Here is a 15,943-nt window from a genome sequence, read left to right on the forward strand (position 1 = left end):
GGGCGCCCAACAATTCCGGCGCAAGAGCAGTATGGGATGACGAGCTGCGCGTCGCAATTGACAAATCAACGCTCGGCATAACCGTGAGTTAAGCGTCGCCTAAAAGTCGCTCCTTTGGCGTTTCGCCCCATCCCATAATGTAGCTAGATAGGGGTAAGTCTCTACAGGCTACCGCGAACCCAGAGCACCGTCCGGTGGCCCCGTATAACCAGTAGTTATGCTACGCAAAAAAACACATTAACTTCGGATGTGAGTGCTGACATGGGCACTCTCGCCGTCACTGCAGCAGACTGATAGCCAATCTATAGGGTAAACTTATTTACGTCTTTTACGGTTAAACCGACCCGTCGTCGGTCAGGCACCAGCGGTTGAGGGAGACGTCAACCCAAGAGCCGACCTTCTTCACTGGTAGCATTGACATATGCGTCTGCGTCACATCGAAGTTTTTCACGCAGTAATGCAAGCCGGCTCCCTTTCAGGTGCCGCCGATCTCCTGAGCATCTCCCAGCCAGCAGCAAGCAAAATGCTCGCGCAAGCCGAGCATAGCCTCGGCGTTGCGCTCTTCAAACGCCTGCCAGGGGGTCTGAAGCCCACACCTGAAGCACTGCTGCTGTTCCAGGAGACGAAGACCTTATATCTGAGCCTCGAGCGCGTTAAGACTCTCGCCAGAAACCTTTCTTCACATCCGGGAGGGGTTCTGAGAATCGGCTGCATCCACAGCCTCGGTCTGAGCCTTATTCCTCAGGCGGTAGCCGCTTTTACGCGGCTTTGCCCAGATGTTTCGATAAACATCCGCACCGAGAACAGTGAAACCCTGTCAGCCTTACTGCTGGCTCAGGAGATTGACGTTGGCATAGCCTTCGAACCACCCCCAAAAGCTGGCATCGCAATCGAGGAACTAGGTAGAGCAACCGCCGTGTGCGTCGGATTGGACGATGGCAGCGCCAACGACCGTACCAAATGCGTCCATCTCGAAGATCTGGATTTTTCGAATTGGATTGGTCTAGATGCGACAGACCCTCTTGGAGCTAGAATAAATGCAACGCTAGCTAGTCTCGACAAGCGCGACATCTCACCCGTCATCGTGGTGAAGACCTACTATCTAGCTCGGGCGCTTGTCGAGTGTGGCGTGGGTTTTACTATCATTGATGAGTACACCGCGAGGGGGATGGGCGGCCGTAGCTCAATCAGCGACATCGAACCCGCTTTCTCAATCGGCGTAAGCACAATGACGCCGGCAAGCACCGCTGGCACGCATGCCTTGAAGGTGTTCGTCCAGCAGCTCGCCGAACGCATGGTGAAGACGTAACGATCGACATCACCGATAGTGCAGTCGTTCGCAAGCTGCCGATCATTGTGAATAAGGCAACGCGACGTCGTATTTGCATCGCCTCATTCACTTCGCGTTGCTGTCGCCCCTAGTGTGTACAAAAGAATCACGAAGCCAGACCATGTTAACTCAGTACACAGCTATCTGACGCAGGCAAAGGAGCGCGCCCCCCCTCACCGATTGTGCGGCGGCGTCAATCGAGAGTGATGGGCCACTTCGGAAGGACGGCTTTCCGGTAAGTCAACTGGTCGTAGCGTGGAGTCGCTGAGCCGGGGGCGCCGACATAAAGTACCCGGGTCGAGATAGTGGAGAACGAAGCATAGAAATGCTGTGCCGACTTCACGACAACGACCTTCTTGCTGGCAATGTCACAGCCAAGGCCCGTGAAAACATCTACGTTGATTGCTTGGGTCCGGACGGAAATAAGCACGCACTCGACGCCTTCGATATCAATCAACGCAGAATCGCCAACAAGCAGGGGTTCGCCTGTCTGCCCCGTCATAACGTGGTCCCGCTTCAGCACTTTCACCAAACAAGCGGCATCGACCGGATCACCGGACATCGGGCTAATCTTCCCGCCAATCCGCAGGGACATGCGCGCGCCGACTCCCGCGCTGAAGGCCATCTGCACGGCGATAGGGTCCCAGAGCGGACCAAGAGCAGCGTTGGAAATTTTTCGCTCAAGCAACCGTTTGAGAATGAAGGTAGAGTCTCCCGCCGCCCCACTGCCCGGATTGTCCGCTCGGTCGGCAAGAATGGCTGGCGTAGGCCCCTCGGCCAATGCGATGTCCAGCGCGTCGTCGACGGAAAGATAGTTGACACGCAGCTTGTCGCGCAGCGAAATCAACTCGTCCGCCAAATTTTTTGCCAGTGTTTGTGCAGCGGCCTTGTCGCTGTCCGTGTACACGAGGACCTTCGTGCCCATCGAAGGCACGTCGCCGGTCGCGAATCCTTGGATAGCGGAGAGCGAAAGCACACCGTCTTTGCCTTCCATCGCGCTTAGTTTGTCCACGAAGCTGCGGCCCGGATCTCTCGACGTGTGGATGGGCACGACCATCTTCGTGTCGACTACCGCCGCAACGGGCTGAATCTCGCCAGCAAACGCCTTGACACAAAGGTCCACGAGTTCGACTGCCCGTTCTTTGATATCCGTGTGAGGGTATTCTTTGTACGCAATGAGCAAGGTGGCGTTGTCAACCATTTCGCTGCTCAGATGGGCGTGCGGGTCGAGCTCGGCGCCAATGACTGCGCTTGGTCCAACGAGTTGGCGAACGCGCGCGATGAGGTCGCCTTCGCAGTCGTCATAGCCATCAGCGACCATTGCCCCATGAAGCCCCAGCAGCACAATGTCGACCGGCAAGACCCTTTTCAGGTCAGAAAGCAACTCGTCACGCAAACTCTCATATGCCACGCGAGTCGTTAGGCCGCCGGGCTGAGCTCCCGTGAACATTCCCTCGAGCAACGTCCAACCTTCCTCGCGAGCGCGCTCCCTCGCGATAATCAGAGGCGCGGCATACCGGGTCATTTGTTCGGGATGCTGCCCTGCGGGATAGTAGCCGCCTGCCCGGAACTCATCGAGGCCGGTCGGCAACGGTGAGAAAGTGTTGGTTTCAGTCCCAATCCCGGCGCAGAAGACTCGCATCATTCCCCCTTTTTCGCACTGCAAGTGCGGCAATCCATAATAAATGGGCGCTATCGCGCCCGCGTCGATCAAGTGTGCTCCCCGGACGAAACCGAGACAAATGAAAAAACGAACGGCGCCTTAACCTCTAGTTATGCCGAAGCGCACCAGAATGTATGAGGTTTGCTGCCTGCGACATCCGAATACGCCTAACGACCCACCCGCATAACTTCCAGCTATGCCCGACATCATATTTTCATTAGACGCGTTAATTTGGATTGAGCACATTGTATGTATGCAGATGTGCGAAGGGCGTGTCGTCTGCTACCCAATAAGTTTCGGAGACAGTGATGGGAGATCGGTTTAGTCGGGCACAGAAGACCGCAGTGATAGCGGGCCTGTTTCTCGCGTGGGTGGTCGGCTACGCTGACCGCATTCTCATGAGCGTAGCGCTCGTGCCAATTTCGCATGAGTTCGCATTGTCGGCCCGCGAGGCGGGAATGCTTCTGAGCGCATTCTACTTTAGCTACGCGATCATGCAACTTGCGGGCGGGTGGCTTTCTGACCGGTACGGTTCGAGAATCGTCGTGGTCGTCTGTATCGTGATGTGGTCGATCTTTACGGGTGCCACGAGCCTCGCATGGTCCTTCGCATCTCTGCTGGTTATCCGGTTCATGTTCGGCATCGGTGAAGGTAGTTTTTCCCCTGCGAGTTCCGTAACGGTAGCGGAAGTTTTTCCCAAAAAGCAGCGTGCGCGTGCAAAGTCCTTTCTTGTTTCGACGACGTTCTTGGGCAGCGCAGCCGGTTCGGCGATCATCGCGACCTCTGTGAACAAGCTCGGCTGGCGCGGTGCTTTCGAGATTCTTTCAGTCGTTGGCGTCGCTGTCGCGGTCATTCTCTGGGTTAGCTTGCGCAGCGGCATTGGCGCACAAAAGGAAGCCAATGCCGATCGCCCTCGTATTATCTGGCGCTCCGTTCTTCGGTCGCCGCTGGCGTGGAAGCTTACAGCAGTCTGGTTTTTCACCAGCGCGCTTCATGTCGGTGTTCAATCGTGGATGCCTACGTACCTGATGACGAACTATCACATCAGCCTGAAGCAAGCCGGATTTGCCCTGGTCGTCCCGAACCTTCTTGCCTTCATCGGTGCAAACGCCGTTGGCTTTCTCCTTGACAAGCTTGACCGGCGCTTTGAAAAAGGCTGTCTCGTCGTTGGCTCCGCGCTCAGCACGGTCTTTCTGGTATTGATGATTACGACCACGCAAGTCTGGTTGCTGATCACGTACTGGACGCTTTTTTCGCTGTCCTTCAACCTGGTTTATGCAACGGTTTTTGCCACTCCTTTGCGCCGCGTTCCAGAGCATCTCATCGGCAGTACGTCTGGCCTGATGAACTTTGGTGGCCAAATGGCTAACTCCATCTTTCCAGTGACAATGGGTGCACTTATCACTGCCTCTGGCGGCGCTTTTTTCTCCGCGTTCTATCTACTTATTGCGGTAGGTGTGCTCTCCATCGTTGCATCGCTGATGTTCAAGGTGCCAAACGACAACAGTTCATTTTCCGTCTCCGAAGAGCTTGTGCGGAAAGCGCACTGACGCGCAGGAAAAAGCGGTTCAGGGTGCAGCAAATCTGTTGATGGAAAACCCCGATGTCGCGCTTCGCAATTTTCCAGCCAGGAGCAAACCATTTGCTGCTGCGATTGGTATGCGAAGCGCGGCCATGGCGGGCCGGGCTCGCGATAGTCTCTCTCGTGATAAGACCCGGTGATTTCGGAACGTTCCTGTGCTCCAAGGGAAGCACGCACTAGCTCAAAGCAAACTCAATCACGTGTTACCTACCGCTGGAGATATCGGTTAGCGCTCCATTTTTTCAAAAAAATTAGTAGTCCATATATTTATGTAGTTAAACCGTTTGGAGAAAAAACACACATGAATCAAAATAAAAATGCACTGGGTAAGCCTTTATACGTGTTGGGTGCTGCCGCTGCGATCGGTCTGTGTGGCGCGCCGGCGTCGGCAAACGCTGAAAGCAGCGTTACGCTTTACGGCATCGTCGACGTTGGTATTGCCTACGTGAACAACACCACGACAGGAGGCTCGCAGACTGCACTTGCCTCCGGGAATTTTTCGGGTTCCCGGTGGGGCTTGAAAGGCGTCGAGGATCTCGGTGGAGGTGCCAAAGCGATCTTCGATCTCGAGGACGGCTTCAATGTGAATGATGGCACTACTGCGCAATCCACGAAAGGCCTAGGCACCAATCCGACGACGACTGCACGGCTTTGGGGACGTCAAGCATGGGTCGGGTTGGCCTATAAGAACCACCAGTTGACGTTCGGCCGGCAGAACACGCTGCTCTTTGACCAGGCGATCTCCTTCGATCCGTTTGGTGCAGCAACGCGTTACTCCTCGTTGGCAGTCGATTCCGCCTTTGCAGGACGGGCCGATGATTCGATCAAGTATGTCGGCAAGTTCGGCCCGATCACCGCCGCGGCAATGTACAGCACGCGTTACGATACCGGCTATGGCAGCGAAGTTCCAGGCGCGGAGCTAACCGGGCGCCTCTTCAGCGGCTCACTCACCTACGCCTCTGGGCCACTCGCAGCGAGCGTTCTGTACGAGCAGCGCAACAGCAATACAGTGGCCACGAATACGGACACAGAAAAGCGTGCCTCAGCGGCCGCGACGTACACGTTCGGGCCGGTGAAGGGTTTCGCTGGATATCGTTATCTCTGGACCAACAATGCTTTCCTGCCGACCAATCCGATCGCGGTGAAAAACGGTTCGGATGTTACAACTGCCAGCGTGTTCTGGGCCGGCGCTCAATATTTTGTCACACCGGCATTCGCGCTGACCGGAGCGGCCTACTACCAAGACGTGCATGCGACCAATGCCGATCCATGGATGGCCGTTTTGTCCGCCGACTATTTCCTCTCGAAGCGGACCGACCTGTATGCAAACGCGGCCTTCGCGCGCAACAAGAATGGTTCCAACCTCGGGGTCACCGGATACGGAACCGCTGCTCCGGGCTATGACCAGACTGGGTTCGTGGTTGGCATCAGGCACAAGTTCTAACGAAACAAAGGCCGGCGCTGCAGTTCACTTCGAACAAGTGCCGGCCAGGTGGCCGCTCACGCAACTACCGTTGGCGCTATTCCAACGGCCTGAGCGCTACAGAGAAAGCGTTACGAAGCTCTGTTTGATGGAGCGAGAGATGATGCAGCTCGTCACTTGCGATTCACTGATCTATGGATTTTGCATCCGCTTTGCGAGTTGCTGCGTTAGTACCTTAAGGGCTTGCGTTCCAGGATTGCTCGACGAAGTCATAACATACACGCCGATCGACATCTCCGGCTGGAGTTGGACCACGGGGCTACTTCCCCCGGCAGCCTTGGCGGTAAATTCGTCAATTATTGTGAAGCCCATTCCGCTATCCACGAGCGCCTTCGCAACGTAGTAGGTCTTGACTTCAATCATGGGTGCGCAATTGCGCATGTCCAGACTCGCGAGCGTGGAGTTTATTTTTAATCCCAGTGGATCAGTAGAATCCAAACCTATCCACTTGCTAAAGTCCAAGTCGACGAGATGGACTGGTTCCTGACGGTTTTCGTAACCCGCGCCTATAGGTCCTACGAATACGGCTCGCGCCTTGCCGAGCTCCTCGATGGCAATTCCCGCCCTTGCAGTTGGCTCAAAAGCGACCGCGACGTCGATCTCCTGAGCTAGGAGCAGCGCCGAAAGAGTTTCGTTGTTCTCCGTGCGCAGACTGATAGAAACGCCCGGACAGAGGCGTGCAAAGTCGGCGACGGCCTGCGGAACAGGGCCTAAGCCAAGGCTGGGGATACAGCCTATACGCAATAGCCCCCCCGGATGAGACAAGAGATTGCGAGCAAGATTCCTTACCCTTTCAAGGCTCGAGTACAGGCTCTTCGTTTCTTGGAAGAGCAGGATCGCTTCGGGAGTCGGCTTGAGACCGCCCGGCAAACGCTTGAAGAGAGCTATGCCAAGACTATGCTCGGCCTGCGCAAGTATTTTGCTAGCTGCGGGTTGTGAAATGCTCAGAAGGTCAGCCGCTCCGGAAAGCGAACCGGCCTGCATGATTGCATGAAAGATCTCGATATGGCGGAGACGCATATTGATACCAACAACGAAGATGATTAGCTCGCAGGCAAGCTTCTGGCTCCTTGGGAGTGGAGAATGCCGACTCGTTCATACCGCGTCGCTATCAGACGAAAAGAAGGGTTCTATACGAACGAGAGAAATCGTCGGGAACGAGGTCTCCCGAACTCTTCGGCAGAGCGTCGAGTACTTTAACCTTGCACTTCAGCGACCGATGCAGGGATCATCGATCTCGATATTGAGCAACGCAGAACTCATGGATTTCCCGTGTGCATCGAGCGCGAGCGAGCGCGTGACGCCGCCCCCTAGTGCATGACGAAGGACAAAATTTAATGCACCGAGAAGCGGCAATTCATAGCGCTGGACATCACCTTTCACAACGTCCCCGAGATGTGCTTTTACGCGCTCGGGCGTTAACTGATCGCGAAGATGAGCGTAGTGCGTCGAGTCATAACAGATGACTGACACATTCAACGTGTTTCCTTTATCGCCTGTGCGGCCATGGGCAAGTTCACGAAGCTTCACTGAATTACTCCACAAATTCAAAAGTAGGAGACAGATATTCACGGGGCAACAACACGGACTGCACAGCAATTACTTCGCGTGTTGCCTTGCTCACCCCGCCGCCGCCAGCGGGACCATTGGTGTAGAGCGTCTCGACTTCGTTGCCAATGCGCGCTGCATCTCTAGCGTTCGACACTCGTCCGGCAACGCGTACTCGCACCTCGAAAGGCTCGTTATACGAACTACTTATTGATTCGCCATATAGAGCGTTGATGCCGATGAGATCAAAGCGCAACTCGCTAGTGGAAACACCCGTGAGCGCAAGACGCTCGCGAACGATCTCGAGCGCAAGGCGTGCACGCGCTACCGCACCGGGGCCACCGTAGGAGATCTGCCCCTCGCCTATATAGCCGTCAACATACGCAACAGAGACCTTCAGAGTATCTGTGGCAGGGGATCCGCGTCCGCCCGAAATACGTACGCGGTCGTGGGCTTCCTTCGTGATGTTGATTTGCGAGAAATCAGCGACAACGTCGGGCTGGAAATATCGGCTTGGATCATGGATCTCGTAGAGCAGTTGCTCCTTGCACGTTGCCTCGGTAACACAGCCGCCGGACTGAGGTATCTTCGTAATGACAACCGTACCGTCGTCGCTGACTTCCCCAATGGGAAAGCCAAGAGTTGCGAGACCGCTGACGTCTTTGTAGCCCGGATCAGCAAAATAGCCACCCGTCACTTGGCCGGCGCACTCAAGAAGGTGGCCAACAGCAGTGGCCTGTCCAAGCGTATCCCAATCGTCCATGCTCCAGCCGAATTCATGGATCAGCGGCGCCACGAAGAGTGACGGGTCGGCCACGCGACCCGTCAACACAATGTCCGCCCGTGCAGCCAGAGCGCGAACAATGGGGGCTGCGCCGAGATAGGCGTTCGCGGAGACAATCCGGTCCGCGTATGCCTTCACTTCGTCGCCCGTTTCCTCGAAGCACAGCCCGGATTCCAGTACCGCATCAAGAACGTCGTCACCGGTGACGGCTGCGATTCTCAAACCCTCAATGCCGAGCGAGCGTGCAATCGCAGCCGTCTTGCGAGCAGCTGCGCGCGGGTTTGCTGCACCCATGTTGCTAACGATACGCACGCCATTGGCGACTGCTGTCGGCAGTACCGACCTCATGCGCGCTTCAAGTAGGGGGTCGTAGCCAAGCTCAGGGTCATTCCGACGCGCCTGCTGTGCGAGGGCAATCGTACGCTCCGCCAAGCACTCGTACACGAGATAGTCGAGTGCGCCATGAGTCGCAAGCTCGACCGCGGGTTCGATGCGATCACCAGAGTAGCCCGCGCCCGCGCCTATTCGCACGCGTCTGTGAGAGGAAGTCGTTACCACGGCAAGAGTACCTCGAAGCGTTGTTGAAAATGACAGATGTCCGGAAGATCGCCGGCTAAATGAACCGGGATCGCTGGCCGATAGAACTCAATGAAGCAACACTGCTGCGCCTTGCTTTTTGATGTCCACCAGCGTAAGTTAAGAGAAGCAATTACACAATTGAAATGATTTTATTGAATCAATAACAAATTGTAATTTAATCCATGGACGTAAACCTCCGGGACATCCGCGCGCTTGTAGCTGTGGTCGAGGAAGGCAACTTCACGCGTGCCGCAAAGCGCCTGCACCTTTCACAGCCAGCCTTGACAGTTCAGATACGGCGACTCGAAGAGGCGATCTATACGCGCCTGCTAGACCGCAACAGCCGCAATGTCGCCCTGACGCCTGCAGGGCGCGAACTGTTGCCGCTATTGCACAGGTCATTGCGCGAAATGGAGAACGTACTTCGGGACGCGCGCGCGCTTGGGGATGGCAAGAGCGGCACCATACGCATCGCCTGCCTTCCGACATTTGCGGCAAGCGTTCTGCCAGAGTTGATTTTAGAGACGAGGCGGGATGTCCCTCGTGCAGAATTCTTGATTCGGGACGTTGTAGCTGGGATGGTGAACGCTCTTGTGCAAAGCGAAGAAGTCGACATCGGCCTCACGGGTGGAGAAATCCTCGACCCGTCGTTGGAGACGCTGTACACCGGGGTCGACAGGCTAGTTGCCGTTTTGCCCAAATCGCATCCACTAGCGAAGAAGCGCCTCGTAGATCTTAAGCAACTCGTTCAATCCCCACTCGTCCTTATGGCGCCCGGTACTGGCGTTCGCGCGGTGGTTGACGCGGCGCTTGGAACGTTGCGCAATGTGACGGAGGTCGCATCCGAGCCTACCTACATGACAACCGCCGTAGCGATGGTACGCGCGGGACTGGGTGTGACGATTTTGCCGGAGAACTCGCGAGAGGTGCGAACAGAGCCCAGTCTTGTGATTAGGCACATCGACGATGCTGGCTTTATTAGGCCGCTTGCCATCGTAAAGAAACGCGGAAGAACACTACCGCCTCTGACTGAACGGTTTGTAGAGGCGATGCACCAAAGGTTAGTGACGAAAGACGTGGATTGCTCGCATTGACTGAGTGAGGCCCATTGACCGCATACGAAGTCGCGAATGAAGTAAAAAGGAGGACAAATTACACTTTCGTATGGTTACAGGAAACCTCCTTGGTTATGCGATTTTCGGACATCGTTTCACTCTTGAGCGCGATGTTTTCATTGCGTGTTGGTGGAGCTCGGGAATCCAGTAGGAGACACGAACTCCAGCACGCGTCGGAGACCTTCGGCAATGACTTCGTCGACGCGTGCGATCCCCGCCGACCGACAGGCTGGGTAGCGTCGATGAATAGCGTATAGGAAGATGGAAACGAATTTCGAATCCAACGCAGTCGGCGCCGGAGATGCCGAGAAGGTCCACCGGAATCCGGCGATCATTTGATGGTCGTTTTGTGGGTCGCAGAAAAACAAAACCCCGCAGAGCCTTGACTCTGCGGGGTTCCACCGCCATTTCTGGCGGAGACGGAGGGATTCGAACCCTCGATCCAGGTTTTGGCCCAGATGCTCCCTTAGCAGGGGAGTGCCTTCGACCTCTCGGCCACGTCTCCCAAACTTTCTGTCGCACAGGGAGTCAGTGCGACGAAGCCAAGATAATAGCGGGCCGTGCCGATAAGGTCAATGTCTGGAGAACATTTTTTGTGCCAGCAGCGAGATGAGCGACATAATCTGTTCACATCGGCGGCACAAAACAAACGGGGCGCTTCCGCGCCCCGCTATTTCCGCAATTTACGCCTGATCCAGTTCGAACGCCTTATGCAGCGCGCGCACCGCGAGCTCCATATACTTTTCGTCGATCAGCACCGAAATCTTGATTTCGGACGTCGAGATCATCTGGATGTTGATGCCCTCTTCCGACAGCGTGCGGAACATCTTGCTCGCGATGCCGACGTGCGAGCGCATCCCCACGCCGACCACCGACACCTTCGACACCTTCGGGTCGCCCAGCACCTGCTCGGCCTGCACATGCGCCTTCACCTGGTTGCTGAGAATGTCGATCGCGCGCTGGTAGTCGCCGCGGCCGACCGTGAACGTGAACGCCGTCTTGCCGTCGACGCTCTGGTTCTGGATGATCATGTCGACGTCGATATTCGCGTCCGCCACCGGGCCGAGAATCTGATACGCGATGCCCGGCTTGTCCGGCACCCCCATCACGGCGATACGAGCTTCGTCGCGCTGGAACGCGATGCCCGAGATGACTGCTTTTTCCATGGTCTCGTCTTCTTCAAAAGTAATCAGGGTGCCCGACTTCATTTCGTCGCCGAGCGGCATCAGCGGATCGGTCAGGCTCGACAGCACGCGCGTCTTCACCTGATATTTGCCGGCGAATTCCACCGAGCGGATCTGCAGCACCTTCGAACCCAGGCTGGCCATTTCCAGCATTTCTTCGAACGTCACGCGATCGAGCCGGCGCGCTTCTTCGACCACGCGCGGGTCGGTCGTGTACACGCCGTCGACGTCGGTATAAATCAGGCACTCGTCGGCCTTCAGCGCGGCCGCCACCGCGACCGCCGAGGTGTCCGAGCCGCCGCGGCCGAGCGTCGTGATATTGCCTTCGGGATCGATACCCTGGAAGCCGGTGATCACCACCACCTTGCCCGCTTCGAGGTCGCGCAGCACGCGCTCGCCGTCGATTTCGCTGATGCGCGCCTTCGTGAACGCGCTATCGGTCTTGACCGGCACCTGCCAGCCTGCATAGCTGACCGCGTCGACGCCGGCTTCCTGCAGCGCGATCGCGAGCAGACCCGAGCTGACCTGCTCGCCCGTGGCGGCGATCATGTCGAGTTCGCGCGGGCTCGCCTGAGTCGTGATTTCTTTCGCGAGGCCGAGCAAGCGGTTGGTTTCGCCGGACATTGCCGACGGCACGACGACCATCTTGTGGCCGGCCTTGTGCCATTTCGCGACGCGCCTGGCGACGTTCTTGATGCGCTCGACCGAGCCCATCGAGGTGCCGCCGTATTTATGTACGATGAGTGCCATTGTCGTTCTGAACTGGAAGAGAAACCGCGCTGGCGCGCTGGAGACGACCGCACAGAAAGCACAGGGGCGACGTCTCGTGAACGGCGGCAAGTGTATGGCGGCGTAGATGCAGCGCGCGTGCAGCACGCGCGGATTTGCCCGGGAATGAGATCGCTAATGGCGGGTCGGAACTGGACGGCAACGACGGATCACGCTCGCAAACCGGTGACAGCGACAAAAGCGACGGCGAAATCGGGTCGGGCAAACAAGCTAAAGTACCTGATTAGGCGCAAAAAGACAAGCCACGAGGACCGTTCAAATGCGTCGAATCGGGCTTGCAGGAGCCTGTTTTGCGTGGATTTACGCCCTATTTCACCACTTCGTCTTTTGCGTGCGTGAATCGCAGCCCCCTCGCGAACCCAACGTGCACCCATCGCGCGATCGTCCAACCGCTCAGGCAATCAGCAGGTCTTCGCGCCAGATGATCCGCACGCGCGCCTCGTCCGCAGACACAGCTTCGCCCAAGATCGCGCGATTCACGCCGATGTGCGGCACGAACAGCAGTTCATCGCCGACATAAAGCAGCGGCACGTCGCGCTTCCATGCCGGAATGCCGCGCTCCTGGAACAGGTTCTTCAGCGTTCGGCTGGGTGCCGCGGGCGAACCCATGCGCATACGCTCGCCGCCGCAGCGCGCCCGCGCGCTGAGCGAAGCGCGCTGAAGCACGGCGATGGAAACGATGTCCGCGGATTCGACGTGCTTATTCGAGGCTGAGTTGTTCGAAGCGTTGGCGTTGGCGGTGACGTCATCGGCGGTGGCATCCAGCAAGGCGAACACGAAGGTGCCGCGCCACTGCGGCAAATACCAGACTTCCTGCCCCTGCCACACGAGTTCGCTGACCTCGCGCTCGACGAGCGCGGTTTCGTCGGCGGGCTCGCTGCTGTCGCCCGCTTCCCAGTAGACGACCCCGCGATAGCTGCGCAACGCATGCCCCGCATGATCGACACGCAGACGATGCCCGTCCTCGCTCGCGCCGGCTTCGCGCAACTGACGCAGCGCATCGGCAAGCCGCGCGCTCGATGCCGCGACGAAACCGAGCGTGCGCATCCAGTAGCGCAGCAGGTTCAGCGCGCGCTCGTCGTCGAGTGCGAGCAGCGCGTGCTGTGCAAGCGCGCGTCCCTCGTCGCGCGAAGCCGTTTCCATGTCGATGCGCGCGAGCGTATCGAGCAGACGCTGCGCCGAAGCCGCGTGCGCGGCCGTGCGGGCCAGCGCGTCACGAAAGCCGGGAAAGTGGACCGCGAGCGCCGGCGTCACTTCATGGCGCAACGCATTGCGCGCATAACGCGTGTCGGCATTCGATTCGTCGTCGATCCAGCGCAGCCCGCGCGCGCTTGCGTAGCGCTCGATCTGCGCGCGCAGCAGATGCAGCAACGGCCGCACGCGCGTCGCCACGGCGTTCGACGGCAGAAACTCCGGCGCCATCGCCGCCAGTCCCGCCAGCCCCGCACCGCGCAGCAACTGCAGCAACACGGTCTCGGCCTGGTCATCGGCATGCTGTGCGAGCCATAGCGTGCGAATGCCACGCGCCGCGCACATCGCATCGAGCGCGCGATAACGCGCATCGCGCGCGGCGGCTTCGATGCTCACGCCCCGCGTGCGCGATACCTCGACACGCTGTGCTTCGAATTCGACACCGCGTTCGTGCGCAAACGTCTCGCAGTGCGCAAGCCATGCATCGGCGCGAGGGCTCAATCCGTGATGCACATGCAATGCGACCACCCGCGACGCACCCGCGACGCGCACTGCCGCATCGAGCAGCACGCTCGAATCGACGCCGCCGCTGAATGCGACGGCGATGCGCGCGCGGCCATGGGATACGTCCGCTGCATGGGACACCTCACGCCCATCAAGCGCGGACAGCGCCGCGCCGAGCGCCTCGATCACGAGGCGCTCGGCGGATGAGTCGGCGGTAGTGGTCACGTCGTGAGCGCGGGAAGCGCCGGTGGACGAAAAAGGTTGACGAAAGAAGCAGGCCAACGCGCGCGGGCTTAGGCGCCCGGCGTCGTTTCCTTGAATTTGCCGTACGCCATCAGCCGTTCGAAACGGCGTTCGCGCAGGTCGTGGGTGCTCATGCCCTGGAACTGGCGCAGCGAATCGGCAAGCGCACGGCGCAGCATCGCGGCCATGCCCTTCGGATCGCGATGCGCGCCGCCGAGCGGCTCGTTGACGATCTTGTCGATCAGCCCCAGCGCCTTCAGACGATGCGCGGTCAGGCCCAGCGCTTCCGCCGCTTCCGGCGCCTTGGCGGCACTCTTCCACAGGATCGACGCGCAGCCTTCCGGCGAAATCACCGAGTAGGTCGAGAACTGCAGCATCAGCACGCTGTCGGCCACCGCGATCGCGAGCGCGCCGCCCGAGCCGCCTTCGCCGATGATCGTCGCGATCAGCGGCGTCTTCAGTTCGGCCATCACGTACAGATTGCGGCCGATCGCTTCGGACTGGCCGCGCTCTTCCGCGCCGATGCCGGGATACGCGCCCGGCGTGTCGATGAACGTAAAGATCGGCAGGCCGAATTTCTCGGCGAGGCGCATCAGGCGCTCGGCCTTGCGATAGCCTTCCGGACGCGGCATGCCGAAGTTGCGCAGCGCGCGCTCCTTGGTGTCGCGGCCCTTCTGATGACCAATCACCATGCAGGCGTGGCCGTTGAAACGCGCAAGGCCGCCGACGATCGAGAGGTCATCCGCGAAGCTGCGGTCGCCATGCAGTTCATGGAAGTCGGTGAACAGCTCGCTCACGTAGTCGAACGTGTACGGGCGCTGCGGATGACGGGCGATTTGCGAAACCTGCCACGGTGTGAGGTTCGCGTACAGATCTTTGGTGAGCTGCTGGCTCTTCTTGGACAGCCGCTCGATCTCTTCCGAAATATCGACGGCCGAGTCGTCCTGCACGAAGCGCAATTCTTCGATCTTCGCTTCGAGTTCAGCGATCGGCTGTTCGAAATCCAGAAACGTGGTCTTCATTGGTTGTAATCCTTGGACTTGCCGGGCAGCGCGTATTCTAACCGCGCGCGCCGATGTCAAAGCCTTTTCGCAACTATCGATATCGCCTGCGCGATAGTCTTTGAAACGCGGCCTCGTTTCCTGTTCTCTCAGTAGTCGACCGGCAACGGATCGAGACTACGCCACATATACCAGGTCGCGACAGTGCGCCACGGCTCCCAGTTCGCGGCAACCTCGCGCGCCTCGCTGCGCGTGACCGGTTCGCCGCTGAAATAGTTGACGCTGATCGCGCGGATCAGGCCGAGGTCGTCGAGCGGCAGCACGTCGGGACGCGACAGGTTGAAGATCAGGAACATCTCCGCGGTCCAGCGGCCGATACCGCGAATCTGCGTGAGTTCGGCGATCACCGCTTCGTCGTCCATCGAGGTCCATTTGCCGACGTGCAACGCGCCCGACACGAAATGCTGCGCGAGATCGAGCACGTACTCGGCCTTGCGCTTGGACAGACCGCACGCGGTCAGCTTTTCGGGACCGAGCTTGAGGAACTGCTGCGGCACGAGCTTCGGACACGCGGCTTCGACTCTCGCCCACACGGCCTGTGCGGCCGCAACCGAAATCTGCTGGCCGACCACCGAGCGCGCGAGCGTGACGAACGGATCGCCGCGGCTCAACAGATGCACGGGGCCGAACTTCGGAATCAGCTTCTTGAGAATGCGATCGCGCTTGACGAGGTCCGCGCATGCCTTGTCCCAATACGCAGGGCGCGTGACTTCGGGCGCGAGACCGCCGATCTGCACCGGCACCGCGACTTCGCTCGCGAGCGCGCGCTCGAACTCGCGGACGTGAAGGGCTTCGCCGCGCGCCGCCAGGCCTCGGAAAAGAACGGCAAGCGGCGCGGCCTCGGCTACTCGTGCTACATCGAGGCATGCGGGCTCGCGCCGTCGAAC

Annotated in this window: 11 protein-coding genes, 1 tRNA gene and 1 pseudogene; 4 read left to right on the plus strand and 9 right to left on the minus strand. The window is 58.6% G+C overall.

Features of this window, described 5'->3' with window-relative positions; all coding sequences use genetic code 11:
- Positions 1-421: 421 nt before the first annotated feature.
- Positions 422-1,309: a LysR substrate-binding domain-containing protein gene (locus tag GXB81_RS15110; RefSeq protein WP_205989647.1), complete on the plus strand. Its 888-nt coding sequence runs from the start codon at positions 422-424 to the stop codon at positions 1,307-1,309.
- A 214-nt stretch (positions 1,310-1,523) separates the two neighbouring features.
- Here the strand turns inward: GXB81_RS15110 and GXB81_RS15115 are convergent, their stop codons facing one another.
- The gene (locus GXB81_RS15115) at positions 1,524-2,972 is read right to left on the minus strand and encodes a M81 family metallopeptidase (RefSeq protein WP_205989657.1); all 1,449 of its coding nucleotides are present in this window, start codon (positions 2,970-2,972) and stop codon (positions 1,524-1,526) included.
- A gap of 329 nt (positions 2,973-3,301) precedes the next feature.
- Between GXB81_RS15115 and GXB81_RS15120 the strand changes: the two genes are divergently transcribed.
- Both GXB81_RS15120 and GXB81_RS15125 read left to right on the plus strand, forming a co-directional pair.
- Positions 3,302-4,543 carry an MFS transporter gene (locus tag GXB81_RS15120; protein ID WP_205989648.1) on the plus strand — a complete coding sequence of 414 codons (1,242 nt, stop codon included), beginning with the start codon at positions 3,302-3,304 and terminating at the stop codon, positions 4,541-4,543.
- Positions 4,544-4,876: 333 nt separating this feature from the next.
- Entirely contained in the window at positions 4,877-6,019 is a 1,143-nt protein-coding gene (locus GXB81_RS15125; protein WP_205989649.1) for a porin, read from the plus strand.
- Between the two features lie 171 nt (positions 6,020-6,190).
- On the opposite strand, the gene GXB81_RS15130 is transcribed toward GXB81_RS15125, so the two are convergent.
- From GXB81_RS15130 to GXB81_RS15140, 3 genes are all read right to left on the minus strand, one after another.
- The gene (locus tag GXB81_RS15130; protein WP_205989650.1) at positions 6,191-7,078 is read right to left on the minus strand and encodes a LysR family transcriptional regulator; all 888 of its coding nucleotides are present in this window, start codon (positions 7,076-7,078) and stop codon (positions 6,191-6,193) included.
- Between the two features lie 189 nt (positions 7,079-7,267).
- Positions 7,268-7,588: a hypothetical protein gene (locus tag GXB81_RS15135; RefSeq protein ID WP_205989651.1), complete on the minus strand. Its 321-nt coding sequence runs from the start codon at positions 7,586-7,588 to the stop codon at positions 7,268-7,270.
- A gap of 4 nt (positions 7,589-7,592) precedes the next feature.
- Positions 7,593-8,948, minus strand: coding sequence for an acyclic terpene utilization AtuA family protein (locus GXB81_RS15140; RefSeq protein ID WP_205989652.1), 1,356 nt, complete (start codon positions 8,946-8,948; stop codon positions 7,593-7,595).
- 203 nt (positions 8,949-9,151) lie between these two features.
- On the opposite strand from GXB81_RS15140, the gene GXB81_RS15145 reads away from it, so the two are divergent.
- Entirely contained in the window at positions 9,152-10,063 is a 912-nt protein-coding gene (locus tag GXB81_RS15145) for a LysR family transcriptional regulator (protein WP_205989653.1), read from the plus strand.
- Positions 10,064-10,495: 432 nt separating this feature from the next.
- Here the strand turns inward: GXB81_RS15145 and GXB81_RS15150 are convergent.
- From GXB81_RS15150 to GXB81_RS15170, 5 genes and pseudogenes are all read right to left on the minus strand, one after another.
- Positions 10,496-10,589, minus strand: a tRNA-Ser gene (locus tag GXB81_RS15150).
- A gap of 178 nt (positions 10,590-10,767) precedes the next feature.
- Complete coding sequence (locus GXB81_RS15155; protein WP_167045030.1) at positions 10,768-12,018, minus strand: aspartate kinase; 1,251 nt, start codon at positions 12,016-12,018, stop codon at positions 10,768-10,770.
- Between the two features lie 432 nt (positions 12,019-12,450).
- Positions 12,451-13,977 (minus strand): tRNA lysidine(34) synthetase TilS, encoded by a 1,527-nt coding sequence (gene tilS, locus GXB81_RS15160; RefSeq protein ID WP_205989654.1) that lies wholly within the window; start codon positions 13,975-13,977, stop codon positions 12,451-12,453.
- 68 nt (positions 13,978-14,045) lie between these two features.
- On the minus strand, positions 14,046-15,017 hold the full coding sequence (locus GXB81_RS15165) for an acetyl-CoA carboxylase carboxyltransferase subunit alpha (protein WP_167045024.1): 972 nt from the start codon (positions 15,015-15,017) through the stop codon (positions 14,046-14,048).
- A 128-nt stretch (positions 15,018-15,145) separates the two neighbouring features.
- Positions 15,146-15,943: pseudogene (locus GXB81_RS15170) on the minus strand (DNA-3-methyladenine glycosylase); the annotation flags it as partial.

The organism is Paraburkholderia sp. Ac-20336, assembly GCF_017105025.1.
Classification (GTDB): domain Bacteria; phylum Pseudomonadota; class Gammaproteobacteria; order Burkholderiales; family Burkholderiaceae; genus Paraburkholderia.